20 protein-coding genes are annotated in these 24,695 nt (G+C 59.3%); 14 read left to right on the forward strand and 6 right to left on the reverse strand.

The window, feature by feature from the left end:
• Positions 1-7: 7 nt before the first annotated feature.
• Both P8Q88_RS00335 and P8Q88_RS00340 read right to left on the reverse strand, forming a co-directional pair.
• Positions 8-334, reverse strand: a complete 327-nt coding sequence (locus P8Q88_RS00335) for a 2Fe-2S iron-sulfur cluster-binding protein (RefSeq protein ID WP_006834191.1) — start codon at positions 332-334, stop codon at positions 8-10.
• A gap of 28 nt (positions 335-362) precedes the next feature.
• Positions 363-1,625, reverse strand: a complete 1,263-nt coding sequence (locus P8Q88_RS00340; RefSeq protein ID WP_160673249.1) for a cytochrome P450 — start codon at positions 1,623-1,625, stop codon at positions 363-365.
• 201 nt (positions 1,626-1,826) lie between these two features.
• Here P8Q88_RS00340 and P8Q88_RS00345 point away from each other — a divergent pair, with 201 nt between their 5' ends.
• From P8Q88_RS00345 to P8Q88_RS00395, 11 genes are all read left to right on the forward strand, one after another.
• Positions 1,827-2,555, forward strand: coding sequence for a FadR/GntR family transcriptional regulator (locus P8Q88_RS00345; RefSeq protein WP_011415894.1), 729 nt, complete (start codon positions 1,827-1,829; stop codon positions 2,553-2,555).
• A 50-nt stretch (positions 2,556-2,605) separates the two neighbouring features.
• Complete coding sequence (locus P8Q88_RS00350) at positions 2,606-3,748, forward strand: NAD(P)H-dependent flavin oxidoreductase (RefSeq protein ID WP_006834188.1); 1,143 nt, start codon at positions 2,606-2,608, stop codon at positions 3,746-3,748.
• An 80-nt stretch (positions 3,749-3,828) separates the two neighbouring features.
• Complete coding sequence (locus tag P8Q88_RS00355) at positions 3,829-4,521, forward strand: Coq4 family protein (RefSeq protein WP_160726829.1); 693 nt, start codon at positions 3,829-3,831, stop codon at positions 4,519-4,521.
• Positions 4,518-5,690 (forward strand): thiolase C-terminal domain-containing protein, encoded by a 1,173-nt coding sequence (locus tag P8Q88_RS00360; protein WP_006834186.1) that lies wholly within the window; start codon positions 4,518-4,520, stop codon positions 5,688-5,690. The genes P8Q88_RS00355 and P8Q88_RS00360 overlap by 4 nt, the downstream gene beginning before the upstream one ends.
• Positions 5,687-6,163, forward strand: coding sequence for a Zn-ribbon domain-containing OB-fold protein (locus P8Q88_RS00365; RefSeq protein WP_278321860.1), 477 nt, complete (start codon positions 5,687-5,689; stop codon positions 6,161-6,163). Before P8Q88_RS00360 ends, P8Q88_RS00365 begins: the two co-directional genes overlap by 4 nt.
• A 6-nt stretch (positions 6,164-6,169) precedes the next feature.
• Positions 6,170-7,420 carry an acyl-CoA dehydrogenase family protein gene (locus P8Q88_RS00370; RefSeq protein WP_063506922.1) on the forward strand — a complete coding sequence of 417 codons (1,251 nt, stop codon included), beginning with the start codon at positions 6,170-6,172 and terminating at the stop codon, positions 7,418-7,420.
• Positions 7,420-8,511: an acyl-CoA dehydrogenase family protein gene (locus P8Q88_RS00375; protein WP_050599567.1), complete on the forward strand. Its 1,092-nt coding sequence runs from the start codon at positions 7,420-7,422 to the stop codon at positions 8,509-8,511. The genes P8Q88_RS00370 and P8Q88_RS00375 overlap by 1 nt, the downstream gene beginning before the upstream one ends.
• 63 nt (positions 8,512-8,574) lie before the next feature.
• Complete coding sequence (locus P8Q88_RS00380; protein WP_050599568.1) at positions 8,575-10,185, forward strand: acyl-CoA synthetase; 1,611 nt, start codon at positions 8,575-8,577, stop codon at positions 10,183-10,185.
• Positions 10,182-11,819 carry a flavin-containing monooxygenase gene (locus tag P8Q88_RS00385; protein ID WP_278321861.1) on the forward strand — a complete coding sequence of 546 codons (1,638 nt, stop codon included), beginning with the start codon at positions 10,182-10,184 and terminating at the stop codon, positions 11,817-11,819. Before P8Q88_RS00380 ends, P8Q88_RS00385 begins: the two co-directional genes overlap by 4 nt.
• Positions 11,816-12,787, forward strand: a complete 972-nt coding sequence (locus P8Q88_RS00390; protein ID WP_160673234.1) for an alpha/beta fold hydrolase — start codon at positions 11,816-11,818, stop codon at positions 12,785-12,787. The genes P8Q88_RS00385 and P8Q88_RS00390 overlap by 4 nt, the downstream gene beginning before the upstream one ends.
• 419 nt (positions 12,788-13,206) lie before the next feature.
• On the forward strand, positions 13,207-16,143 hold the full coding sequence (locus P8Q88_RS00395; protein WP_041685421.1) for a TonB-dependent receptor: 2,937 nt from the start codon (positions 13,207-13,209) through the stop codon (positions 16,141-16,143).
• A 440-nt stretch (positions 16,144-16,583) separates the two neighbouring features.
• On the opposite strand, the gene P8Q88_RS00400 is transcribed toward P8Q88_RS00395, so the two are convergent.
• From P8Q88_RS00400 to P8Q88_RS00410, 3 genes are read right to left on the reverse strand one after another with little or no spacing between them, the layout of a single operon-like run.
• Positions 16,584-18,071 carry an efflux transporter outer membrane subunit gene (locus P8Q88_RS00400; RefSeq protein ID WP_006834178.1) on the reverse strand — a complete coding sequence of 496 codons (1,488 nt, stop codon included), beginning with the start codon at positions 18,069-18,071 and terminating at the stop codon, positions 16,584-16,586.
• Positions 18,072-18,108: 37 nt separating this feature from the next.
• Entirely contained in the window at positions 18,109-19,662 is a 1,554-nt protein-coding gene (locus P8Q88_RS00405) for a DHA2 family efflux MFS transporter permease subunit (RefSeq protein WP_006834177.1), read from the reverse strand.
• Between the two features lie 3 nt (positions 19,663-19,665).
• The gene (locus P8Q88_RS00410; RefSeq protein WP_278321862.1) at positions 19,666-20,793 is read right to left on the reverse strand and encodes an HlyD family secretion protein; all 1,128 of its coding nucleotides are present in this window, start codon (positions 20,791-20,793) and stop codon (positions 19,666-19,668) included.
• A 177-nt stretch (positions 20,794-20,970) separates the two neighbouring features.
• On the opposite strand from P8Q88_RS00410, the gene P8Q88_RS15040 reads away from it, so the two are divergent.
• Both P8Q88_RS15040 and P8Q88_RS00420 read left to right on the forward strand, forming a co-directional pair.
• A complete protein-coding gene (locus P8Q88_RS15040) occupies positions 20,971-21,447 on the forward strand; it encodes a MarR family transcriptional regulator (protein ID WP_225082872.1) in 477 nt (158 codons plus the stop codon).
• Positions 21,448-21,470: 23 nt separating this feature from the next.
• Positions 21,471-22,370 (forward strand): MlaD family protein, encoded by a 900-nt coding sequence (locus tag P8Q88_RS00420; RefSeq protein WP_082850750.1) that lies wholly within the window; start codon positions 21,471-21,473, stop codon positions 22,368-22,370.
• Between the two features lie 260 nt (positions 22,371-22,630).
• Here the strand turns inward: P8Q88_RS00420 and P8Q88_RS00425 are convergent, their stop codons facing one another.
• Positions 22,631-23,686, reverse strand: a complete 1,056-nt coding sequence (locus tag P8Q88_RS00425) for an aldose epimerase family protein (RefSeq protein ID WP_278321863.1) — start codon at positions 23,684-23,686, stop codon at positions 22,631-22,633.
• A gap of 133 nt (positions 23,687-23,819) precedes the next feature.
• Here P8Q88_RS00425 and P8Q88_RS00430 point away from each other — a divergent pair, with 133 nt between their 5' ends.
• On the forward strand, positions 23,820-24,695 hold the full coding sequence (locus P8Q88_RS00430) for an HpcH/HpaI aldolase/citrate lyase family protein (RefSeq protein WP_278321864.1): 876 nt from the start codon (positions 23,820-23,822) through the stop codon (positions 24,693-24,695).

A 24,695-nucleotide genomic window follows, 5' to 3' on the forward strand; every position in this document is an offset into this window, starting at 1 on the left:
CCCTCCGTCAGTATTGTTGTTCGGGTAGGTGAAGAACCAATCCATCCAGCATCGGCTTCATCGGAATCTGACAGGCAAGGCGACTGTATTCAGTGGTGCCTTCGGCGAACTGCAAGAGGTCGGCCTCCATTCCATCATGCATAAGCCGACCCACCTTGTCGATCCATTCGGGATCGACATGCACATGACAGGTCGCGCAAGCACATACCCCTCCGCAATCGCCATCGATACCCGGCACGTCATTGTATAGCGCCGCTTCCCTGGCTGTCTCGCCTTCTTCTATTTCGACCTCCCGTCGCTCACCATCGCTAGCCACGAACGTAATTTTGATCATCTTGAACTCCGCATTTCGATCTCGAGAGTCAGCGGGCGTGGAGCCGCACCGGCAGCCTGGTGATTCCGCGGACGAGGTTTGAAAAAAGACGCTCTGGTTCACCTGTAACCTCGACCCGGGAAAAGCGCTTGTGAATTTCTTCCCAGATGATCCGCAGCTGCAGTTCCGCGAGCCGGTTTCCCATGCAGCGGTGAATGCCATAGCCGAATGAGAGGTGATGGCGCGGATTTTTGCGGTCGATGATGAACTGGTCCGCGCGCTCGATAGCACTCTCGTCGCGGTTGCCTGACAGGTACCACATCACCACCTTGTCGCCCTTCTTGATCTGTTTGCCGCCGATCTCCCAATCTTCCAGCGCGGTGCGGCGCATATGAGTGAGGGGGGTCTGCCAACGGATGATTTCCGGAACCATTTTGCTAATGAGCGAAGGATCCGCGTCGAGTTTCGCGTACTCGTCCGGGCTTTGGTTCAAGGCGAGCACGCCGCCGCTGATGGAATTGCGTGTTGTGTCGTTTCCACCGACGATCAGCAGCATAAGATTGCCGAGAAACTCGAGGAACGGCATGTCGCGCGTGGCGGGAGAATGAGCCATCATCGAGATGAGGTCGTTCTTCGGCTCCTCGTTTATCCGTTCGTCCCACAGAGTCTTGAAATACATCGCGCAACCGATGAGTTCTTCGCGCCGCGCCTCGTAGGATTCGACGATCCCGGTTTCAGGTGCCGCAGTTGCTACATCGGACCAGCGCGTCAGCTTGCGCCGCTCCTCCCAAGGGAAATCAAACAAGGTTGCCAGCGTCATCGTCGTCAACTCGATCGCAACCTTATCCACCCAGTCGAAATCTTCGCCAATCGGGAGTTCATCGAGAATCTCTCCCGCGCGCTTGCGGATGATCGGCTCGAGCAGTTGCAGGTTGGACGGAGCCACTGCCGGAGTCACCGCCTTGCGCTGCTGATCGTGCTTGGGCGGGTCCATCGCTATGAACATTTCAAGTTCGAGCGCGCCTTCCACCGAATGCATGTCCTGGATTGCAATTCCGCCTAGCTTCGCTTCCGAAGAGAAGACCTTATGATTGGTGTCCACCGCCATGATGTCGTCGAACTTGGTAATGGACCAGTAAGGGCCGACATAGCTCTCGCGGCAGTAGTGGACAGGTTCTTCGGCGCGCAACCTGTCAAAAAATAGACCGATGGTATCGTTCTGAAACAGGCTTGGCCGGGCCACGTCGATTTCCTCGATCGGAATTGACGCGATCCTCGCCGCGGCATCCGGCTCGGCGATCTGGCTGTCCATAAGAACTATTCCTTCTACATCTCAGGCCTGATCGGCCTTCAGTCATCCTTAAGGGAGACATCTCGTGCAGTCAATAAATCGTATACTCTTTTAGTCCCTTGCAGACACCAATCCCATCGGATAGTGTGCCGATCCAGCGAAGGTTTGCTAATATCCTTATACTGTTTATTCGAGAGGTGCGGGTGTGCTGATGAGTGGCGGATGCCAGCGGTGAAGAAGGCCAAGCGTGCCCTTTCTCTTGCGCAAAGCATCGTGAGGGACATCGAGGCGGGTCGCCATAACCCGGGTGACAGGCTTCCGCGCGAGGATGAAATGCTCGCGCGTTACGAGGTTGCGCGCGCAACTTTGCGGGAGGCTTTGCGGTTCCTGGAATTGCAAGGGGTCATCCATCTCCAGCTCGGCCGTGGTGGAGGTCCCGTCGTAGCCCGTCCGCAGACCGGCGATTTTGCAAGCAGTTTGTCATTGATTCTGCATTTCATGGAAGCCGATTTGCGTGGTTTGCTTGAATTGCGCGAAGCAATTGCTCCCGATGTCGCAGGGTATGCAGCCCAGCGTGCAACTACCGCTGATCTCAGCGCGTTGGCAGGGTGTCTGGCGGAATTGAGGCATCATGAAGCCTCTGATCAATTCGAGGAACTTAATCGCAGATTTCACGACTTGTTGGGTTGGGCGAGCGGCAATCCGCTGTTCGGTTTGCTGACCTCTGCGATGCATCTGTTGACCCGCGAGTTTTCCCATTCGCTGGGATATTCGGCACAGGAACGGGCGGTGCAGATGAAGTTTCTGGTGCGGGTGCTCGAGGCAGTGCGGACTGGCGACAGCGCCGCGGCCCGTCAAGCAATGAGCCGGTTGGTGGCCGGCTCTGCCGTCTATCTTTCGGAGCGCAGTCCCGAGCTGGTCTCGCAGCGGGTGCGGTGGGGGCAGCTGTAGAATTTTCAATAGTTTGAGTGTGCGTTTAGGCAAGTGGCTGGAGAGGAAGAATGGCGTTGAAGAGCCGAATATGCGAAATGCTGGGGATCCGGTACCCGATCCTGCTTGCCGGGATGGGCGGAGCGAGCGTTCCGGCGCTGGCGGCTGCGGTTTCGAATGCCGGCGGGCTCGGGGTCCTGGGTGCCGCGGCGTGTTCGCCCGATCAGTTGCGTGACTGGATTCGCCAGACCCGGGAATTGACCGACAAACCTTTCGGTGTCGATACGCTGCTCCCCGCGTCGGTCAGGCGCGGCTCTGCCCCTCAAAGCGGTGCTGCACCCCAAAATCCCATGGATCTGATGGGTGAATATCAGCAGTTCGCGCGCGACTTCATGGATCGTGAAGAGCTTCCGGAGGTCGATGCTGCCGCCGCCATGCGGGCGGCGGGCGCGCCTGAAATGGGCAAGGGCGGCCCGCAGTTGTTCTCGAAGGAATTCTTTGAGGCGCAGATGGAAGTGGTGATCGAGGAAAAGGTGCCGGTTTATGCTGCCGGCCTTGGCAATCCTGAACCGTGGATGGATCGGCTCCATGCCAATGGCACCAAGGTCATGGCGGTGATCGGCAAGGTCAAGCACGCCGAACAGGTCGTCGGGTCGGGCATCGACATGATCGTCGCGCAAGGGCACGATGGCGGAGGTCACAACTCGCCGATCGGGACTATTTCCTTGATTCCCCAGGTGGTCGACGCCGTTGGCGATCGTGTTCCTGTCCTTGGGGCCGGCGGTATCTCGGATGGCCGGGGTGTTGCCGCTGCGATGATGCTGGGGGCAGAGGGCGCGTGGGTCGGCACGGCATTTCTCGCGACCGAGGAAGCGGGCATCGAGCGCTTCCAGAAAGAGGCGATCACCGAAAGCGGCGATGCCGATACGGTCGTTAGTCGATCGCTTACCGGCAAACCGGCGCGCATGATCCGTAACAAATGGGCCGACGCCTGGGTGCAGGCCGGAAAGGAGCCTCTGCCGATGCCCTATCAGTCGATGATCTCCGGCCCGGTCATGGCCTCCGGGATCAAGGCAGAGCGCAAGGATGTCATCCCCGGCTTCGCGGGGCAAGGCATCGGCCTGATCGATTCGATCCGGCCTGCCGCCGAAGTGATGCGCGACCTGGTCGATGGAGCCGAGAAGGCGTTGGCGTCCGCTGGCATCTACAAGTGAAGCGCAGGAGGCAAGAAGATGGCTTACGCCAAAGGTCATGAATTGCGCCGCCCCGTAGAGCCTCTCAGAGCGCTGGGGCAATGAGGCAGTTGATTGCCGACAAGGAGGATACGGCGCAGGTGTTCCGTATCGTCAAGGCATTGTCGGGCAATTCCTATTATCGGAATTTCAATCGCTTCATGAAGTCGAGCGATGGGCGGCGTATCGCTTCCGACCGGGCCGACCTACTTGAAACCTTGTGCGATCGCAAACGCCTTGCGACCTGTGCGTCTGGCACGCTTGGCCGAGCCTACCTCGATTTTGTTTACGGGGAGGGTCTGACAGCAGAAGGTCTGGCGGAAGCCAGCGAGGCCGGAGGTCTGGAGGACCTCGGCGACCCCGATGTTTCCCTCTATCGTCGGCGCCTTCGCGATTCGCATGACCTGTTTCATGACGTCGCCGGATACGGCAGGGACGCACTGGGCGAATTGTGCGTGCTGTCCTTCGGAAACGCGCAATTCTATAATCACGGGATCGCTTTCATCTTGGGCGTCGGCATTCCCAAGATGAAACTGGAAGCTGCCCAGTTGCCAGTGGCGCGCGCTGCATTTGAAGCGTGGCGCCGGGGCCGGGCTGCAGCCGATCTGACCACCTTCTACTGGGAAGAAAATCTCGATCGTCCGTTGGAGGATGTCCGCCGCGGGTTGCGACTGCGTCCGCCGGAGACCTATCAGAGGGTGCGCGCTCTTTCCGAACAGCTCGAACGCGATTACCAGGCGGTCAGGCAGGCATGAGCTTAAGCGACAAATCGGCCATCACCGGAGTGGGCGAAACCGCTTTCGTGAAAGGTACCGAGAAAACCGCGGTCGACATGATGCTGGAAGCATCGCGCAAAGCCATAGCAGATGCAGGGCTGAAGCCGTCGGATATCGACGGCATGGTTCCTCCGCCGATCTACACCACCTCGGAAGAGATGGCGGCTAACCTCGGTATCGAAGTTCTGCGCTATGCCTCTACGGTCCACATGGGCGGGGCGAGCCCTACCACGGCACTCCAGAACGCCGCGATGGCAATTGCCAGCGGCTTATGCGACCATGTGCTGGTGACGCTCGGGTGGAACGGTTATTCCGCCTTGCGGCCCAAGCCTGGCGCACCGCCGACGCGGCCGATGAACATGAACACCCTGACGAATACGATCCAAGGCTATTACATTCCGTATGGCGTGTTCCTGCCGGTGCAGATGTATGCCTGGCTCGCCACCCGGCACTCCCGAATTTACGATATCGGCCCGGAAGCGATGGCGGCCGTTGCACTGGCGTGCCGTCGCCATGCGCAGATGAATCCGCAGGCCTTCACTTATGGCCGGGAACTGGATGCCGAAACCTACCATTCCGCGCGCTGGATATCCGAACCCTTTCGCCTCTACGATTGCTGTCTGGAGACTGACGGGGCATGCGCAGTCGTGGTTTCGCGAATAGACCGCGCCAGGGACATGCCGCATGTTCCCGTGAGCATCGCCGGTGCGGCTGAAGGGCATCCTTACCCCGCCGACGATATCCCTTCGCGTCCCGACCCCTTCAAGATCGGCCTGAGCTACGCCGCGCCGCGCGCGTTCGAAATGGCGGGGGTCGATCGCGAAGACATGGATTTTCTGCAGATCTACGACTGCTTCACCTACGTGGTTCTCCTTCAGCTGGAGGCCCTGGGCTATTGCGAACCAGGTGGACAGGCAGAGTTCGTCGCGAATGGCCAGATCGAGCTGGGCGGGCGCTATCCCGTCAACACCCATGGCGGCCTGCTGAGCGAGGCCCATGTTTGGGGACTGAACCATGTCGTCGAGGCGGTGCGTCAGTTGCGCCACGATTGTGGGGAGCGGCAGGTCGAAGGCGCCCAGACCGGCCTGGTGACCGGCTGGGGCGATCTGGGTGACGGCAGTATAGCGATTTTGAGGAGGTTTGCGTGAGCGACGAGAAAGATCTGCCGCCCAAGATGCGCCCCTCGGCGCAGGCCGCACCAGCCAAGCCAAAGCCGCGCCCGCAGGATCCGGTGGAGCAGGAATTCTGGAACCGGTGTCAGGACGGCAACCTTTACTTCCAGCAGTGCGAAGGATGCGGCAGTTTTCGGCATTTGCCGCGCTATATGTGCGCCCGATGCGGTTCTCCTGAATGGTCGTGGGAGCGTAGCACCGGCAATGGCACGCTGTTTTCCTGGACGGTGACCCATCAGGCACTGCATCCCGCCTTCGCCGGCGAGATTCCCTTCATCGCTGCGGTGGTGGAACTGGAGGAGGGAGTGCGCATGGTAACCCGGCTGGTCGATTGCGCGCTCGACGAGCTTGAGCTCGATCTGCCGGTCACGCTGGATTTCGAGCCGATCTCCGAAGATTTTCGCCTGCCAGTATTCCGACCCGTCGCGATCGCGCGCGCAGAAGGATAGACCAAGATGGATCTCGACTACGGACCCCAGTATGACGCGTTTCGCGAGGAAGTGCGCCAGTTCCTGCAAACCCACGGTCACCGCGCACCCGATGGCCAAGGCCGTGCCGCGCGCCCTTCCCCCGAAGCCGTCGAATGGCAAAAGCTGTTGATCCTGCATGGTTACACGGCGCGTACGATTCCCAAGGAATACGGCGGATACGGAGCCGAGCCGGACATCCTGAAATCGCGGATCATTGCCGAGGAATTTTCGCGCGCTGGCATCCCCGCAGGCCTTGCGAACCAGGGCATTTCCATGCTCGTTCCCACGCTGCTGGAACTCGGAACCGAAGCCCAGAAACGGCAATGGATCGAGCCGACCCTAAATGGCGAGATAGTCTGGTGTCAGGGATATTCGGAACCTGGAGCGGGATCGGACCTCGCCGCGCTCAAGACCAGCGCCCGCGTCGAAAATGGCGACTTTGTCATCAACGGACAGAAGATCTGGACCAGCACGGCCAAGCAGGCGGACATGATCTTTTGCCTTGTTCGGACCGAACCGGACGCGCCCAAGCACGGCGGCATCTCCTACTTGATCTTCTCGATGGACACACCAGGGATCGAGGTCCGACCACTCAAGACCATGACCGGTCATGCCGAGTTCAATGAAACGTTCTTTACCGACGTGCGGGTTCCCCTGGATCAGATCGTCGGGCAGCGCGGGCAGGGGTGGTACGTGGCCAATGCCACACTGGGCCATGAACGTGGCATGCTGGGCGACCCCGATGCACTGGAAAACCGGCTCCAGGCGCTGGTCAGGCTGATGCAAAAAGAACGCATCGGCCAGGGTTGCGCAATGGACAACGCCGTTCTGCGTGACCGGCTGGTTGCATTGCAAGCCGAAGTCGCGGCGATGAAATTCAACGGCATGCGCATCCTGTCGAACAGCCTTAGGGGGGATGCCGGCGGCATGGCGAAACTTGTCGTGAAGCTGCAGAGCTGTGAGCTCGCCCATCAGATTTCCGCGCTCGCGATCGACGCAATGGGCGAGATGGGCATACTCTATCACGGAAGCGAGCGCGAGCGCGAAGACGGTGCCTGGCAGTGGAACTACATGTTCCAGCTTGGTCTGATCATCGGTGGAGGCACCGCCCAGATCCAGAAGAACATCATCGCCGAACGCGGGCTGGAAATGCCGCGCGAACCCAAGTTCGCAACGCCTCCCGCCGTCGAACAGGCGACGGCCGTTGCAAGCGGGCAGAATAAGGGAGCCGCCTGATGGATTTCGGACTTTCGCAAGACCAGGAGATGCTCTGCGACGCGATCAGCCGCACTCTTGCTGATACTTGTCCGCTCGATCATGTGCGCGAATGCGCGGAGGGCTCGGTTCCCTTCAGCGACAACGTGCGTTCGGCGCTGGGCGAAATCGGCATTTGGGGAATGATGGTTCCCGAGCAACATGACGGGCTCGGGATGACAATGCTCGATGCCGCCGCTGTGGCCGAGCAGCTCGGCTATGCCGTCGCGCCGGTGCCTTTTATCGGTGCCCATGTACTGGCACCCCTTGCGCTGGCACAGGGCGGTAGCGAGGAGTTGAAGGCGCACTGGCTGCCGAGGATAGCGAAGGGCGAGGCGCAAATCGCCGTCGCGATCGCGGAAACGGTGGAGATCCGGGACCGGGCAGGCGTGGACTTCGACGGCGCAAAGCTCGACGGAACGGCTTTGTTCGCGCTCGACTTCCTGGAAGCCGACGCGTTTCTGGTAGCCGATACCGCCGGTCGTATGCACTTCGTAGCTGGCGATGCTGCGGGTCTGGAGAAGGTTGCTCTCAAAACGATCGACCGCACCCGGAGCGTAGGGGAGCTGCGGTTTTCTGGCGTAGCGGGCGAGGCTCTCGCGGACGATGGTGGGGCCACAGTCAGGCGCCTGCGGGACGCCGGCCGGGTGCTCCTGGCCGCCGATAGCCTCGGTGCGGGCCAGGCTATGATCGAAAAAGCGGTCGACTATGCCGGGCAGCGCGAACAGTTCGGACGAGTGATCGGCAGCTTCCAGGCGGTCAAGCATATGTGCGCGGAAATGGCTGCCCGCCATGAACCATGCCGTTCGCTGGTCTGGTATGCCGCCCATGCGTTCGATGCGACGCCCGACGAGGCTTCGCTGGTGGCATGCCATGCCAAATCACATACGGGCGAAGTCCACCGTTTTGTCGCCCGAACCTCAACCGAGGTGCATGGGGGGATGGGTTTTACCGATCTCCTAGGTCTGCATTTCTGGTTCAAGCGAATCGGTTTCGACCGCCAGGTTCTGGGAAGTCCCGAAGCGGTCCGGGCCGAAGCAGCGGCCTTGCAGGGGTGGACGCAGGTCGCATGAGACGATGAATTAGGCGCACGCTACCGACAAAATCGTGGCCACCAAGGAGAGAGGAATTAATACGTGATCGACTGGAACCTTGGCGACATCCTTGATGCAATCGAACCTGCGGTCCCGGAAGATGCTCCGGCGCTGATTCACGGCGACCGGATCATTAGCTGGCCCGAAATGTCGAAGCGTTCGAACAATTTGGCGCGCAATCTGCGCGCGCAAGGTGCAGGCGACGGGGCGAAGATAGCCTTCTACATGCGCAACCGTCCCGAATACGGGGAATTGATGGCCGCGTGCTTCAAGGGCCGCCTCACGCACGTGAACATCAATTATCGTTACCGTCCCGAGGAGGTTTTCTACATCTTCGACGATTCCGATAGCGAGGTAATTGTTTACAGTTCCGAGTTCCGCGACTGCATTCTTGAACTGAAGGAACGGTTGACCAAGGTTCATACATTTGTAGAAATCGGCGATGCTTCGCAGATCGCTTCCTTCGCGCTTCCTTACGAAAAACTTGTAGAAGGTAACGGCGCGCCTCTCGATATCGAGCGTTCCCCCGATGACCTGCTGTTCATATATACAGGCGGTACCACCGGCATGCCCAAGGGCGTGATGTGGCGACACGATGATATGCGCAAGGCTCAGCTCGACGCGCAAAAGCTGCTGGGTCCGGTTCCCCAGACCATGGAGGAAATGGTGGCCCTGGTGAAGCAGGGCGAGCTTGCGCGCATCACTTTGCCGGCGTGCCCGCTGATGCATGGAACCGGGTTCATTACTGCTATCGGCACGCTCATGTCGGGCGGGGCCATCGTCACGCTGTCCGATCCATCCTTCGACGCGGAAGAATTGTGGGATGCGGTGGACCAGCACAAGGTGCAGAGCATCGCCATTGTCGGTGACGCTTTTGCCAAACCCATGCTGCAGGCGCTGGACGCCCACCCGAAGCGCTGGGACACGAGCAGCCTGATTTCGATCATCTCGTCCGGCGTCATGTGGAGTAAACAGGTAAAGGCGGGCCTGTGCAAACATATCCCCCAGGTCATCCTCATGGACAGTTTTGGCGCTTCGGAAGGGCTGGGCTACGGCTTGTCGGTGACGACCGCACAGGGCGGCACCAACACCGCGAAATTCGGGATCGGGGAATTTTGCGACGTATTCGACGAGAACGACCGGAAGGTCGAGGCGGGGAGCGGCGTGCCCGGCTTTATTGCCCGCAAGGGCGCAATCCCCACAGGATACTACAAGGACCCGGAAAAGTCGGCCAAGACTTTCAGGACGATCGATGGCGTGCGTTACTCCATCCCGGGCGACTGGTGCCGGGTGGAATCCGATGGAAGCCTGACCTTGCTGGGCCGCGGCAGCGTCTGCATCAACACCGCAGGTGAAAAGGTTTACCCCGAGGAGGTGGAGGAAGTGCTCAAAACCCATCCCGCCATTGCCGACGCGCTTGTCGTCGGGGTGCCTGACGAAAAATGGGGCGAAGCGGTGACCGCTGTGGTGCATTTGACCCAGGATGCGGACTTCGACGCGCAAGCGATCAAGGATCACGTGCGCCAGCAACTGGCAGGTTACAAAACGCCCAAGGCGATTTGCCCAACGCAAACCGCCTTGCGCGCGTCAAACGGCAAGGCGGATTATACTACGGCTAAAGACATCGCGAAAGCGGGTGCCGGGGCCTCGTGAGCCATTCGCCCCTTCCTGACTATGATGTCGTAATCGTCGGGGCCGGGTTCAGCGGAATATACCTGCTTTACAAGCTGCGTCAGGCGGGGTTCGATGTTCTGCTGGTAGACGCAGCGGAGCAGCCGGGCGGAATCTGGTACTGGAACCGCTATCCGGGAGCACGGGTCGATTCCCAGGTTCCACTTTACGAATTTTCCATTGCGGAAGTATGGAAAAGCTGGACGTGGAGCGAACGATTTCCAGGCTGGGAAGAACTGCGCGCCTATTTCCTCCACGTCTGCGATACGCTCGACCTCTGGCCGGCAATGAGAATGAAAACACGGGTCGAAAGCGCGCCGTTCGATGAAGACACCGCCTGCTGGCGATTGAAGCTCGACGATGGCGGAAAAGTAAGCGCGCGTTTCCTCTTGCCGGCCCTGGGGTTCGCCTCGAAACCCTACATTCCCGATATCCCGGGCCTTAGCGATTTCGAAGGCGAATGGTGCCATACCGCCCGCTGGCCGCAGGAAGGCATCGACCTTTCCGGCCGCCGGATCGCCCTGATCGGCACGGGTGCCAGCGGCGTACAGGTGGCGCAGGAGGCGGCAAGCTGCGCGGAGCAGCTGACGCTTTTTCAGCGAACCCCGATTCTCGCCCTTCCCATGCGGCAGGAAAAACTGGACGCTGATCGTCAGCTTCGCGAAAAATCCGAATATCCCGCTGTCTTCCAGAAAAGGCTTACGACAAGTGGCGGTTTCGAATGCCAATCGCTGGACATTTCGGCCCTGGCTGTGACCGAGGAAGAGCGGACTACGCATTTCGAGGATTTGTGGCAGCGAGGAGGGTTGCGCTTCTGGTATCATAATTTCGCTGACATACTGACGAACGAGGACGCCAATCGCCACGCCTACGAGTTCTGGCGTGACAAGGTGCGCGAGCGGATCTGCGACCCGACCATTGCCGAGAAGCTCGCTCCCGATGAGCCGCCACATCCCTTCGGGACCAAGCGACCATCGCTCGAACAGAATTATTACGAGATCTTCGCACAAGACAATGTGACGCTGGTCGATCTGAACGACACCGCGATCACTCGCGTCACCGAGGCCGGGATAGAAACAGCCACTGGCATGATCCCGTGCGATCTCATTGTCTTCGCGACCGGCTTCGATGCCGGTCGTGGCGGGCTCATCGACATGAACATCACCGGCCGCGGTCGGCTGGCGCTGGCAGAAGCATGGAAGAGTGAGATCAAAGCCTATCTGGGCATGGCCGTCGCCCAATTTCCGAACATGCTGTTCGCCTACGGCCCGCTCAGCCCTTCAGGCTTTTCCAACGGTCCGACAAGCGCCGAAATCCAGGGTGACTGGATCTGCGATTTCCTGATCTGGCTGCGCAATAACAGGATCGGCCTTTTCGAAGCCGATGCGCTGGCCGAGCGAAGCTGGACCGATATGGTCGCCCAAGTAGGGTCGATGACGCTCTTCCCCAAGGCTGAATCGTGGTACATGGGAGCCAATATTCCCGGCAAACCCCGACAACTGATCAATTTCCCCAGCGTATCTGGTTACGCCGATCTATGCCACGATGTCGCACGGCACGATTATCGTGGTTTTATCAGGAATACACTATCCGGTATGGAGACTGCGCCGAAATGAATGAAATGAAACCAATCCACGACGGGTCAACAGATATTGATCCCGTATGGGCCGGCGACGGGGCGGATATACCCGAATGGTTCGCCTGGGCGCTGAGCGTGCCCCGTGAGGAAGGCTTCGTAGAGGTTGGTGGCGCGCGGGTGCATTATCTTCGCTGGGGCAGGCGTGACCGGCCCAAATTGCTCATGACTCACGGTTTTCTCGCCCATGCCCGCTGCTTTGCCTTCATCGCACCGTACCTTGCCGAAGACTACGACGTGGTGGCGTTCGATCTGGCCGGTATGGGCGATAGCGAGATGCGCGGCGTGGCCGATATAGCTGCGCGGGGAAAGGAATTTGTCGAGATCAGCGAAGCGCTCGATTTGTTTGCAGATGGAAGCAGACCGACGATCATCGCCCATAGTTTCGGCTCGGGTGCAGCGCTGACCGCCGTTTCCCAATCGCCGGATGCCTTCGCCGGCGTTATTGTCTGCGATCTCATGGTGATGCGGCCCGAAAAGCTGGAGAAATACTGGACCATGGGCAGATCGAGCCCCGGGTCGGGTAATCCTGACAAACCGGTGCGACGCTACCCCACCTACGAAGCGGCGCGCGAGAGGTATATCCTGTCGCCGCCGCAGGCAGTTGGTGAGCCGTTCCTGATGGATTACATGGCCTATCACTCTCTCCGCCGCGATGGCGAGGAGTGGACATGGAAGTTTTCTTCCGAAGTGTTCCGGCGCAGCAACAAGCCCGACGAATGGCTGACAGTAGGCCAGAGGCTGGTCGATGCGCCCGGGCGCAAAGCGATTGTGTACGGCGAGAAAAGTCAGCTCTTTGATCGCGATTCCGCCCGCTATATCCGGGAACTGGGAGGGGGAAAGATACCAATTGTTGCAGTGCCCGATGCACGCCATCATCTCATGCTGGATCAGCCGCTCGCGTTCGTCGCTGCGCTACGGGCGGTACTGGCCTTTTGGAGCCTCTGAGATCCCCCATACTAAGAGGCTGGTTCCTGGTCAGAGGCCAGCGAGATGGGGGCAAAGGGCGTCCATATTCATCTTGTACTATATCCGAACTATTGTCGCCGTCGGCACGGCGAACGCTTCGTTGGTCTCGATGCCAGCTGGGGCAAAAGCTTTATCGGGAGCAACTCGCTTAGCACGCCAACCATTGCTGATCTTTAGCAAACGTTCACTCCGCGTGCGATCTGGATCGTGGCCCATGGGGTCAAAAGATAAGGCGCTTTACTAATATCACGCGGATGTATATGCCCATGGACGGGGATTGGGCTAATTCTCTCCCTCTCCTCTCCACAGACTAAGGGGCGACCCTCGAGGTCGCCCCATTTTGCAGTAAGCGGCGGAGCCAATTATCGTCGCACTGAAGAGATGGGAAGGGATGCTATATGACACTGAGAGCGATGGTGCTCGCCACTTCGGCCATCTTGGCTTGGCCGCAGATGGCTTTAGCGCAGGATTCCACAACTGATGAGGCGGAACCCCAAGGATCCGTAATCATCGTGACGGCCCAACGCCAATCTCAAAGTCTGCAAGAGGTGCCGATCGCGGTCAGTGCCTTCGATGCTACGGCTCTCGAAAGCCAGCAGATCGAAAACGCTGCTGACCTTCAATTGACGCTCCCGAACGTCTCATTCTCGAAGGGCAACTTCACCGGGTCGTCCTTCACCATCCGTGGTATCGGCGATCTTTGTGTTGGTGTGACGTGTGACGCAGCGACGGCTATCCATATCAATGGTTCCCCTCTTTTTGGTACCCGGCTGTTCGAAACAGAATATTTTGACCTTGAGCGAATTGAGGTCCTACGGGGGCCGCAGGGCACCCTCTTCGGCCGCAACGCTACCTCGGGTGTTGTCAACCTTGTGACAGCCAAGCCTGACCTCGGTTCTTTCGGCGCGGCCGGAGAGTTCGAATATGGGAATTACAACAGCATCAAGGCCGAAGGGATGGTCAATGTCCCGATCGGCGATTCTATCGGCGTTCGGGTAGCCGGATTCTTTCTGAATCGCGACGGTTACACCACAAACCTTTTCGACAATTCGGATGTCGACGACCGAGACATGTACGCTGTTCGTGGTTCTCTTCGTTTTGAACCCGGTGCCGATACCACTCTCGACTTCATGGCATATTATTTCAGGGAAGATGACACCCGTTTACGTAATCAAAAGCAGGCCTGCCAGCGTGACCCGCTCGGCGTGCTGGGTTGTCTGAACAATCGCCGCGACTTTGACATCACCAATGCCAATTCCACAGTCGGCGCAACGCTCAGTTCGCAAGAGTTCTTCGCTATTCAGGGAATTCCCTCAGTACTGGGATTGGGAAGCCTGTACGGCCCCGATGCATTTGCAGGATTCGATAAGCCCGACGATGTGCGCACGGTAAACACGGCGTATACTCCATTCTATTTTGCCGATGAAGTGCAGCTACAGGCCCGTCTCGAGCAGCGCATCGGAGCTATGACACTGACTGCAACCGGTCTTTATCAGGACACCGAAGTCGATTCCCGGCAGGACTACTTTCTGGGCATTCAGGATCGTACCGGCTTTGCTACGGCCTTGAACGTGTTGTCCGGCTTCGCGGCCAACGGTTTGCCTACCGGCCTCCCCGCACCTGCACCGGCGTTCGTGCCAGGTTCGTCGGCGTATTTTACCCCGATTGTGGAGGCTCTCATCCCCAATGGCCCAGGGGGCGTATTGTGCACCTCCGATAACGATGATGGGAACAGGGGCGCGTTCGAAGGTAATGTATTGTGCGGCGAAACGCCGCTATCCTTCGACAGGTCTTCAGAGCAACGCGAATCCTGGAGCGGCGAAATACTCCTTTCCAGTGATTTCGACGGAGCATTCAATTTCCTGCTCGGAGGGATCTATGCAAAGTCCAAGACTACCGACAACAGTTACTATGTAAACTCATTCGCGCTTGACTACGCCAGTGCCATTCTGGGATCGTTTGGTACTTTGGCAGGCGGTGCACCGCCATCCTACTTCGCAACATCCATGTACCGCAACAATTCTCTCGAGGCTAATCTTGAGAGCTTCGGTGTGTTCGGGGAGATCTACGTCGACCTGACCGAGCGTCTGACCTTCACCGGAGGTTTGCGGTATAACGACGACAAGAAAGACGTGACTGCGCGCACGACCTTGATTAGCTTCCTCAATCCTTACGCGAATGACGGGGAGCCGTTCGACAGCCCGATCACTCCCTTAACCGGTCCCTCTGGTCTTTTTGATGCCGATCCTGGTACGCCAGGTGAGCAGCTCACGCAATTTAGAGAAGTAGGTTTCGATGAAATAACCGGGCGTGCGGTGCTCGACTACGAAGTTACGCCTGACAATTCGATTTACGCATCTTATGCCAGGGGCTATAAATCCGGGGGTATCAACCCGCCCCTTTCGCCCGTTTTCGATGTGGCTGAAAGCTTCGGATCAGAAACCATCGACGCATTTGAAATCGGATCGAAAAATACCTTTGCGAATGGCGCACTGCAATTAAACGCTACTGCATTCTACTATAAGTATAGCGGGTTGCAGCTTAGCCGCATCGTCGCCCGTACCTCAGTTAATGATACTATCGATGCCGATATCTGGGGTGTGGAACTAGAGTCCGTTATCCGGCCCGATCCCGATTGGCTTGTCAACTTGACGTTCAGTTATCTCAACGCGGAAGTTGCCGGCGACCAGTTCTTCTCCAATCCGCGCGACCCGGGTGGCGGCGATCCTGATGCCGTCATCATCAAGGATATCAGCAACGGTGCTAATTGTGCCGTAACCGGGCCAGCCCCCGGCGTGGCCGACGCATTCGTCGCCGGAGTGAACGCAGCTCTGGGTCTTCGTGGTCCCGAAGAATTTCCTAATGACGGCAATCTTGCGTCAAGCGGCGCATTCAGCATTTGCGATGTCTTGGCCGGAGCCGTTCCGGCGGGCAGCGGCCTTGCGGTATTAAGCCCTGGCGTAGAGGTCAACATAAAAGGGAACAAGTTGCCGCAGGCCCCCGAAATGAAGGTTTCGATGGGTGTGCAGTACACCGCCACTTTCGACAATGGCATGACTCTGGTCCCTCGCGTGGACGTAGCGCTGACTGGTGAGCAATACGGCAATATCTTTAACGGCAGGGTCAACCGGATCGAGCCATTCGTGCAAGCCAACGCGATCGTGCAGTTGAACAGTGCGGATGAGCGTTGGTTCGTGCGCGGATTTGTTCAGAACATTTTCGACAGCAGCTCGGTGACAGGATTGTACTTGACCGACGCATCCTCGGGGAATTTTACCAATATCTACACTTTGGATCCTCGTAGATATGGTGTTGCTTTGGGGTTCAGTTTCTAACAGGTCCAGATCGTGTTGGCGGGGAGATCGGTGGTCCTCCCAACGACCCGAACGGACAGTGCCAGCTAGTTCGTATTTCGACCCATGACTTTATAGCTTTTCCAGAGCGGCGTAATGCTCGATGACCGCCTCGTAAGCCTACCGACGAGGCGGTCATCGAACCGGCCAAATGCGAGCTGCACTCGAAATGCCTGTACGATCGCTCGTTGATGTCGCTACGAGATGCTCGCGGAAAGCTTAAGGCCTTACATAGAAACGACAATGAAGAGTCACCGAATAGTGCAATCGGGATATCCGATGGTGATACTGGCAAACGCACTCTGCGAAAGGCGGAAACATGCTGACCCCTATGATCCAAGATTGGGTCGCAGTGCACGAGGTGCTGACGCGCTAGGAAAAGTTGGAAGGGGCTGCGGGGCAGACTTCTGAGAAAACTTATCCTAACTCTGTTCAGGTTTCATAACTGATTTTCGATCGACCGGAGCTGGCTCAACCGACGTGCGATTGTCGCGAGACAATTCGACCCATCCCAACCCAAGCGACTTCTGGATCGCGATCCAGCCATTTGTCATGGCGGCGATCGCCCGATCGAGATTTGCTCTGGCCTGTTCGCGCTTGCGGATCGAAGTGTTGAGTTCGCCTTGCGAGATTACCCCCGCGGCGCGGCGTTGCTCGTTAAGCTCCGCAGCCGTGTCGGCCTGCCGACTGATCTGCGCCAGCGCGGCTACGTTGGCTCTTTGTTGCCCGAACCGAGCAAGCGATTGTTCGGCGTCGCGTAGTGCGCCCAGGACCACTTCAAGATAGCGCGCTTCGGCCTCGTCGCGCGCACTCTCGGCCTGATCGATCGATGCTGCCGTGCGGCCGAAATCAAGCAGGTTCCACTGCAGCCGCGGCAAAGCGATTGCCGATAAGTTGCCCGGGTCCAGGATGTCGTCGGGCTCCGATCCGCCCAAACCGAGAATCCCCATGAAGGAAATCTTGGGGAAGCGAGCAGCCTCTGCCACGCCAATGCGCGCATTCGCCGCGGCCAGCATGCGTTCGGCGGCTCGAACATCCGGCCGCCGCGCTATTAGCGCTGCGGGATCGCCCACCGCGACCCGTTCGGGGGGAAGCGGAATTTCGGCCTGAGCCGCCAGGAGCCCGTCGAGTGCGCCGGGCGCTTCGCCCGTCAGCACCGCGAGCGTGTCTTTGAATACATCGATGTCCGCTTGAGCTTCCGCGATCTGCGACTTGAGCAGTTCGAGCTCGGCGTTCGCGTTACCGACCGGGAACAGCGCGAGAGCGCCCTGTGTATAGCGCTGATAGGTCAGTTCGAGAATTTGCTGCTGCAAGTCGCGCTCTCGCTGGACAAGCTCGAGCCGCCCTTGCGCTTCTCGCAGGCTCACATACGCCCGCGCGATTTCGGCGGCGAGCTGGACTTTCGCATCCTCGGCGTTCGCCACCGAGGCCGCAGCCTGAGCGTTAATGGCCTCGACACGCCGTGCCTGCCCCCCAGCGAAATCGATCTCCCAGTTTGCATTGAGCCCGACGTTGTAGACGCTGAGGCTGTCCTGCTCTTCGGTGTCTGCAGGAGCGCCGGGCGATCCCGGGGGCGGGCCACTGCCGATATCTAGCCCTGGGATATTCGCCTGGACCGCAGTCGCCTGCGCAGCCACGGCGGGTAGCCGGTTGGCGCGCTCCTGGCGGACAGAAGCCCTTGCCTGTTCGATGCGAGCGCGCGCCGCGGCCACGCCCGGATTGCCGACCAGCGCGCGCGCCTCCAGTTCATTGAGAACCGGATCGCCGAGCAGCGTCCACCAGTCGCCGGCAATCGGCGCAAACGGATCGATTTCGGGGCCGGCGCGTACGAACGCATTGCCTGCGGCGGTCGCAAGTTGCGGGGGACCGGCATAGTCGGGACCGGACATGCAACCCGCGAGGAGCGCCATGGGAGCGAGGAGGGTTAGGGTCTTGCGCATAGAGTTCTCAGTGCATCGAAAGGGATAAGTTCTTCGGGAGAGGCTTGAGGAACAGTACCAGCGGCACCGTGACCAGGGTAATCGCGCCCATGGCGAAAAAGACATCGTTGTAGGTCATCACGAACGCATCGCGCTGAATGATGCCGGAAAGCATCTCCAGCGCGGCCTGTGGGCTGCCCAGCGACGCCGTCATGCCGTCCAGGTATTCCTGTAGCCGGGGGCTGTTAGCGTTGAGGGTTTCTTCCATGCGTCGACTATGATGCCACTGGCGCTGATCCTGGAACGAGGCAAGCCCCGCGAGCGCGAACGAGCCCCCGAGGTTTCGCGCCGCGTTGAAGATGCCCGAAGCATCGCCGGCATCCTCCTTGGCAACCGAAGCTACCGTCGCCTGGTTGAGGAACATCATCGTGAGGATCATGCCGATGCCACGCAGGAACTGGCTTTCGGTGAACACTCCACCTCCCGATTCCGCTGTCAGATTTATGCTGACGAAACAGCTTAGCGCCATGATGAACATGCCCGCGCCGACCGCAATGCGGATGTGAATCCTGCGGATCATGAACGGGAGAACGGGCATCAACAGGAAAGCCGGAACGCCCATCCAGAAGATCACAAGTCCGGTCTGCAAGGCATTATAATCGGAAATTATCGCGAGAAATTGCGGGATCACGTAGGTCGAGCCATACATGACCATGCCAAGCGCCAGTGCCATCACCACGACGCTGGCAAACTGCCTGCTGAGCATCAGGCGCAATTTGAGCACGGGTTTGCGCGCGTAAAGCTGTCCGTAGGTCAGAAGTGCAAAACCCACGACCGTCATCAGTGTGAGCTGGACGATCAGCGTGGAATCGAACCACTCCTCGCGGTGGCCTTCTTCCAGAACGATGGTCAGCCCACCCAACCCAAGGATCATACCAGCTATTCCCGCCCAATCAGCCTCGCGCAGGTAAACCCAGTCGGGCTTTTCATGGGGTAGCCCGATGAATAGTAAAGCAAGGAGCAACGCGCAGACGGGCACGTTGACGAAGAAGGCGTAGTGCCAGCTCAGGTTCTCGGTAAGCCAGCCCCCCACCAACGGGCCCATTACCGGCCCAAGAACCACGGTCATTCCGAAGAGCGCCATGCCAATCGGCTGTTGCGATGGAGGCAGTCGCTTTGCGACGATGGTCATAGCGGTTGGAATAAGCGCGCCGCCCATGAACCCTTGACCGGTGCGACCGATGATCATCGTCGTCAGATCGGTGGCAATGCCGCACAACACCGAAAAGGCCGTGAAGGCAGAAACCGCGACGATGAGCAGCGTGCGAAGGCCGAGCAGTCTTTCCAGCCACGCGCTCAGAGGGATGATGATGATCTCGGCAACAAGGAAGGCTGTCGCGATCCAGGTGCCTTCGGTTCCGGTCGCGCCGATTTCCCCCTGGATCGTCGGCAGCGCCGAATTGACGATCGAGATGTCAAGCGTTGCCAGCATCGCCCCCAGCGCACCGGCGGCTACGGCGATCCAGGCCGTAGCATCGGCCTTTTCGACCGGCGGCGAAACCGCTGCAGCGGCGCCTGCCATCGGTCAGTCTCCGGCCGCGTTGCGGATCGAATCGAGTTGGTCTCTAGCGGCGCGCGTATCGACACTCGCGACAACAGACATGCCCGGCACCAGCAGACGCAGGATCTCGGGCGAAGCCTGAATGGATATGCGCACCGGGACGCGCTGAACGATCTTGGTGAAATTACCCGTCGCGTTTTGCGGAGGTAGGATCGAGAATTCTGCCCCGGTCCCGGGGGCGATGCTTTCCACTCTTCCTGATAGCTCGAGGTCCGGCAGCGCGTCGATTTCCAAGGTGACGGGTTGCCCCGGGCGGACAAGTCCGAGCTGCGTTTCCTTGAAATTTGCTGTCACGTAGAGGCGGTCGGTCGGTACGAGGCTCATAAGGCGTTGGCCAGGCTGGACAAATTGTCCAGGTCGGACCGTGAGGTCACCCACCCGCCCGGAAATACTGGCCTGGAGCGTGGTCGATGACAGGTTCAGACGGGCGGCCTCGAGTTGCGCACGAGCGGCGTTGGCTTGCGAATTGGCCTGGTCTATCTGCTCGCTAAGCGTGTTCTGTCGGCGCTGTGCCGCCGTGAGCGCGGCGCGCGCTGCCGCGACTTGAGCCTGCGCTTCTCTGGCCTGGGCCTCCAGCTGATCGAGCCTCTCGCGCGGCTCCGCTCCCGAAGCGGCAAGGGGGCGGTACCGGACAACCTGCTCAGCAGCGAGACCAGCCTGTGCAGATGCTGCTGCGAGCTGTGCACGGGCCTGGGCAATTGCCGCGTCCTGCTCTTGTTGCTGGGCGCGTACCGTATCTGCTCCGGCGAGCGACGCGGCGATCTGGGCTTCGACCTGGTTCGTTTGGGCACGATAATCTCGCACGTCCAGCTGGACAAGCGCATCGCCCGACGCGACCGTTTGATTCTCCGTCACTAATACGCGCTCGACGTAGCCCGCAATTTTGGGGGAGATGATGACGCTGTCGGCGGCAATATAAGCGTTGTCGGTGGACTGCTGGAATCTGCCGTACGTCTGATGATTGTAATACCAGTAGCTCCCGGCGAGCAGGACCAGAATGCCGGCGATCAGCAGACCCAGCCGGACCCGCGGACTGGACAACCCCGTCGGACGTGCGCCTTCATCGCTAGCCCCTGCTGTCTCGTCCGCCATGATTATTTCGCTCCTCGCCATCGTTTGAGCCGCTGCGCGAGCGATATAGCGGCCAAAACAAAATGCGAAAGTCCTTTACTATTTTTCTCCGATCGATAGGAATGTCTCATGCCAGAAGATGAGGGCACTCTCGCACTCGACAATGTCATCACCCACGATGATCGAGCGATCTTCATGATGGACCAGATCAGCCGCGCCGCGCGCAAGGCATTCGATGACCGAGCACAGCCGCTGAGCCTCAATCGTACGCAGTGGCGTGTGTTGGCGCAGCTCATCAGAGCTCCTGCCCTGAACCAGACGGACATCGCCAGGAGACTTGAAATCACATCCTCCAGCAGCGGCCTGGAAGACATGACGCCTTCGCGCTTGAGTGACCGGACGCGGCTTGCGCAAGTCATAGCAATATTCGGTCGCCACGGGCGGGGCGGCATCACGCCCGTGTTGGGACTAGGCCGATCTCAAACCAAAACACATTCGACGCGCCCGGATGCCCCGCTCGTGGCGATTGCGCCAGGGGACGAACCTCGGTCATGTTCTATAGCGGACAACCGAATGGAGCATGCGGGACGCGAACTTTCATTGCACCGGCCCTCTGCCGGACGAACAAACCGCTGGCGGCGTGCTAGATGGAAACTAACGCAAACTTCTCCCTAGTGGCGTGGATCGTTGGCATTCTGATGCTTACGACCATCGCTTTCGCGATGTGGCTAATCGATCCCAGACCAAATCAGGAAACATATCAGATCAAGTTTGATCGCTCCGTGGAAGGCCTTCAGTCGGGATCGACTGTAACACTATCGGGAGTCCCTGTGGGACAGGTAACATCGGTCCGTCTGGCGGAAAATGAACCGGAAAACGTGGTCGTTGTTCTGACTCTCGATCCTTCTGCGGCGAAAGTCCACGGCCTTGAAGCGACAATCAGCACGGATCTGATAACTGGAGAGGCTGCGCTCGTGCTCGAGGGCCGACGGGGTCGTCAGGGCATTTACACCGACAAGTCAGGAAAAAAGATCATTCCCGCCGCGGACGAAACCGGACTATTGGGGAGGGATGCGACCGCCACTGTAGAGACCGTGGCAAATAGCATTCGCGCTCTGAACGAAGGACTGGAGCCAGAAAAGCAACGGGTGATCACCTCCGATCTTGTCCGGCTTCGAGTCACGACGGCCGCACTCGCATCGGACGCCGAAGGTTGGGACGAACGATTGGCCTCAACAAAAGGAAGATTGTTAGACTTAGGGCAAAGGGTTGGTGGATGGGGAAATAATCTTCGAGATGCAGATCGGCGGATCTCAGGGCGGAGCGCTTCTGCTATCGCGCAACGACGCCTTCGCCAATTCAGGGAGGGGGTGCAGAACGCTGAAAACAAACTTTCCCAGATAAGGAGTGGCATTCCGGCGGTCGAAGATTCTTTGGTTGAAGGTGAAACGGACCTTCGCGAGCTTAGTCGCGAACTTGCTCCTCTCAGTGAAAAAATCGAAGATATTCAGGTTGAGGGAATTACATCAAATCCTCCCCTCCCAGACTATCGGCCAAAAAGAAGAGAAGCTGGAACGAATATCGATGATTTAAAGTAAACCGAACGGATGACTGCTTCCGGGCAGAGCGCGCAGCCCGTAGAATAGCGGAGATTGGAGCGCAAAGCGGATAACGACCTACTCCGCGGTCAAGTTTGAAATTGAAATTCCGAGTCCTAAAAAAGGCATCGAACCAATACATTAGAGGGATTTTGCGGGCCTTTTGCGGGCTTTTCAGCTTGACCGAAATATCTAAACATCAGAAATTAAACGGAAAAGAAGTTCGAATGTGATGCCTCTTCTGGGCACCATCTTTCCGATCAATTATCAACTACATCGAAGGCATTGACCGTGCGGCTGGCGAAGCGCTCGCCCGGGCGCAGGATGGCGTCGGGGAAGTGCGGCTGGTTCGGGCTGTCGGGGAAGAATTGCGTCTCCAGCGCCACCGCGCTGCGGCGCCGGAGGGTCTCCTCGCCCCGGCCGTTTGCTACGGGACCCAGAAAATTGCCGGAATAGAGTTGCATGCCAGGCATATCGGTATGTACGGTCATGCGGCGACCGCTCGCCAGGTCGGCGAGGGTGGCCGCTTGGCGGAAGCCGGAACCGTCGAGCACGAAGCAATGGTCGTAGCCGCTACCGATTTCGAGTTGCGGGTGCGCTGCCTCGATATCGCGTCCGATCGGTCTGGCTTCGCGAAAATCGAATGGGCTGGCGCTCACGCTCGCGAATTCGCCGGTGGGGATGAGATTGGTATCCACCGGCAGGTAGCAGCCGGCAGCGATCGTCAGCAGGTGGTCGAGCACGTCGGGCGAGCTTGCACCGGACAAATTCCAGTAGCTGTGCTGGGTCGGATTGAACGGGGTCGGCGCATCTGCCGCGGCAGCATATTCAACCAGCAGGCGATGATCCTGCGTCCACGTATAGCGGACACTGGCCTCGAGTGTGCCTGGATAGCCCTGGTCGCCATCCTCGCTCACCAAAGTGAAGCACACGCTTTCGCCTTCGTCTGTCGTGCGCGCGTTGCCGTGCCACAGGCGCTTGTCGAAGCCGGTCACGCCCCCATGCAGCGCGTTGGGCGGGTCGTTGACGGCGAGGCGGTGCTCGGTTCCATCGAGCGTGAAACGGCCGCCCGCGATCCGGTTTGCAAAGCGTCCGATCACCGCGCCGAGGTAATGCGGATCGTCGAGATAGGTTTCGGCGCGATCATAGCCGAGTACGACATTGGCCAGAGCGCCGTCGCGGTCCGGCACCTCGAGCGAGAGAATGGTCGCGCCGAGGTCCATCACGGTCAGGCCGGCGCCATCGCTGCTGGACAATCGCCAGCAATGCACCTTGCGGCCGTCAGGCAGGATTTCGAAGAGCCGCTTTTCGATCATTGCAGGTAGCGCAGCAGATCGGCGCCGCGTGGACAAGCGCGAAGTTCGGGTGGGGGCGAAAACGTGTCGCGGGTTGAAAAACGGGTGCAAACAGTGTGCTGGAGGAACGCACTCTGGGAGAGAGGTTTTCGCGATGAAGATGCGGTCATGGCTGTTCGCGCCGGGCGACAGCGAGAAGAAGATGGGCAAGGCCGCGGATGGCGATGCCGATATCGTGATCTTCGACCTGGAGGATGCGGTCGCGCCGGAGAACAAACCGGCGGCGCGCGGCCTAATCCGCGATTATCTCGACGCGCATCCCGATCAGCGCGAGCGCATCTTCGTGCGCGTCAATCCGCTCGACGGGCCCTATACGCTCCATGACCTCGCCGCGGTGATGCCGGGCCGGCCGGGCGGGATCATGCTACCCAAGGCCTATGGCCGACAGGACGTCGAGACGCTCGACAAATATCTCTCCGCGCTGGAAGCGGCGAACGAGATCGAGATCGGCTCGACGCCGGTGATCGTGCTGGTGACCGAGGTGGCCGAGAGCATGTTCCACGCGGGCGACTTCAAGGGCGCGCCGCGGCTCATTGCCATGACCTGGGGCGCAGAGGACCTGGCCGACAGCATCGGTGCGCAGAGCAATCGAAATCCTGACGGCAGCTTCGCCTTCACCTACGAACTGGCGCGCAGCCTGTGCCTGCTGGGCGCTTCGGCGGCAGGTATCCCGGCAATCGAGACGATCCAGGCGGATTTCCGTGATACCGAGGGGCTGAAGAGCCGCGCCGAGAGCGTCCGTCGCGCCGGGTTCAAGGGCATGCTGGCGATTCATCCTGCGCAGGTCGAGGTGATCAACGAGGCCTTCACCCCGAGTGAGGAGGACATTGCCGAAGCCGAGGAGATCGTCGCGATTTTCGCTGCCAATCCGGGTGCGGGCACGATCGGCTGGAAAGGCGGCATGCTCGACCGACCGCATCTGTCGCGGGCGCAGCAATTGCTCGCGCAGGTCGGGAAGGGGTCCGACTAG

It is taken from the genome of Qipengyuania marincola (assembly GCF_029688625.1).
GTDB lineage: Bacteria > Pseudomonadota > Alphaproteobacteria > Sphingomonadales > Sphingomonadaceae > Qipengyuania.

Coding starts and splice junctions, on each gene's coding strand:
- P8Q88_RS00420 (WP_082850750.1), top strand. CDS start 21,471: ATGCTTACGACCATCGCTTTCGCGATGTGGCTAATCGATCCCAGACCA.
- P8Q88_RS00355 (WP_160726829.1), top strand. CDS start 3,829: ATGAGGCAGTTGATTGCCGACAAGGAGGATACGGCGCAGGTGTTCCGT.
- P8Q88_RS00350 (WP_006834188.1), top strand. CDS start 2,606: ATGGCGTTGAAGAGCCGAATATGCGAAATGCTGGGGATCCGGTACCCG.
- P8Q88_RS00345 (WP_011415894.1), top strand. CDS start 1,827: ATGCCAGCGGTGAAGAAGGCCAAGCGTGCCCTTTCTCTTGCGCAAAGC.
- P8Q88_RS15040 (WP_225082872.1), top strand. CDS start 20,971: ATGGACCAGATCAGCCGCGCCGCGCGCAAGGCATTCGATGACCGAGCA.
- P8Q88_RS00410 (WP_278321862.1), bottom strand. CDS start 20,793: ATGGCGGACGAGACAGCAGGGGCTAGCGATGAAGGCGCACGTCCGACG.
- P8Q88_RS00340 (WP_160673249.1), bottom strand. CDS start 1,625: ATGGACAGCCAGATCGCCGAGCCGGATGCCGCGGCGAGGATCGCGTCA.
- P8Q88_RS00390 (WP_160673234.1), top strand. CDS start 11,816: ATGAATGAAATGAAACCAATCCACGACGGGTCAACAGATATTGATCCC.
- P8Q88_RS00400 (WP_006834178.1), bottom strand. CDS start 18,071: ATGGCGCTCCTCGCGGGTTGCATGTCCGGTCCCGACTATGCCGGTCCC.
- P8Q88_RS00360 (WP_006834186.1), top strand. CDS start 4,518: ATGAGCTTAAGCGACAAATCGGCCATCACCGGAGTGGGCGAAACCGCT.
- P8Q88_RS00425 (WP_278321863.1), bottom strand. CDS start 23,686: ATGATCGAAAAGCGGCTCTTCGAAATCCTGCCTGACGGCCGCAAGGTG.
- P8Q88_RS00430 (WP_278321864.1), top strand. CDS start 23,820: ATGAAGATGCGGTCATGGCTGTTCGCGCCGGGCGACAGCGAGAAGAAG.
- P8Q88_RS00375 (WP_050599567.1), top strand. CDS start 7,420: ATGGATTTCGGACTTTCGCAAGACCAGGAGATGCTCTGCGACGCGATC.
- P8Q88_RS00335 (WP_006834191.1), bottom strand. CDS start 334: ATGATCAAAATTACGTTCGTGGCTAGCGATGGTGAGCGACGGGAGGTC.
- P8Q88_RS00405 (WP_006834177.1), bottom strand. CDS start 19,662: ATGGCAGGCGCCGCTGCAGCGGTTTCGCCGCCGGTCGAAAAGGCCGAT.
- P8Q88_RS00395 (WP_041685421.1), top strand. CDS start 13,207: ATGACACTGAGAGCGATGGTGCTCGCCACTTCGGCCATCTTGGCTTGG.
- P8Q88_RS00370 (WP_063506922.1), top strand. CDS start 6,170: ATGGATCTCGACTACGGACCCCAGTATGACGCGTTTCGCGAGGAAGTG.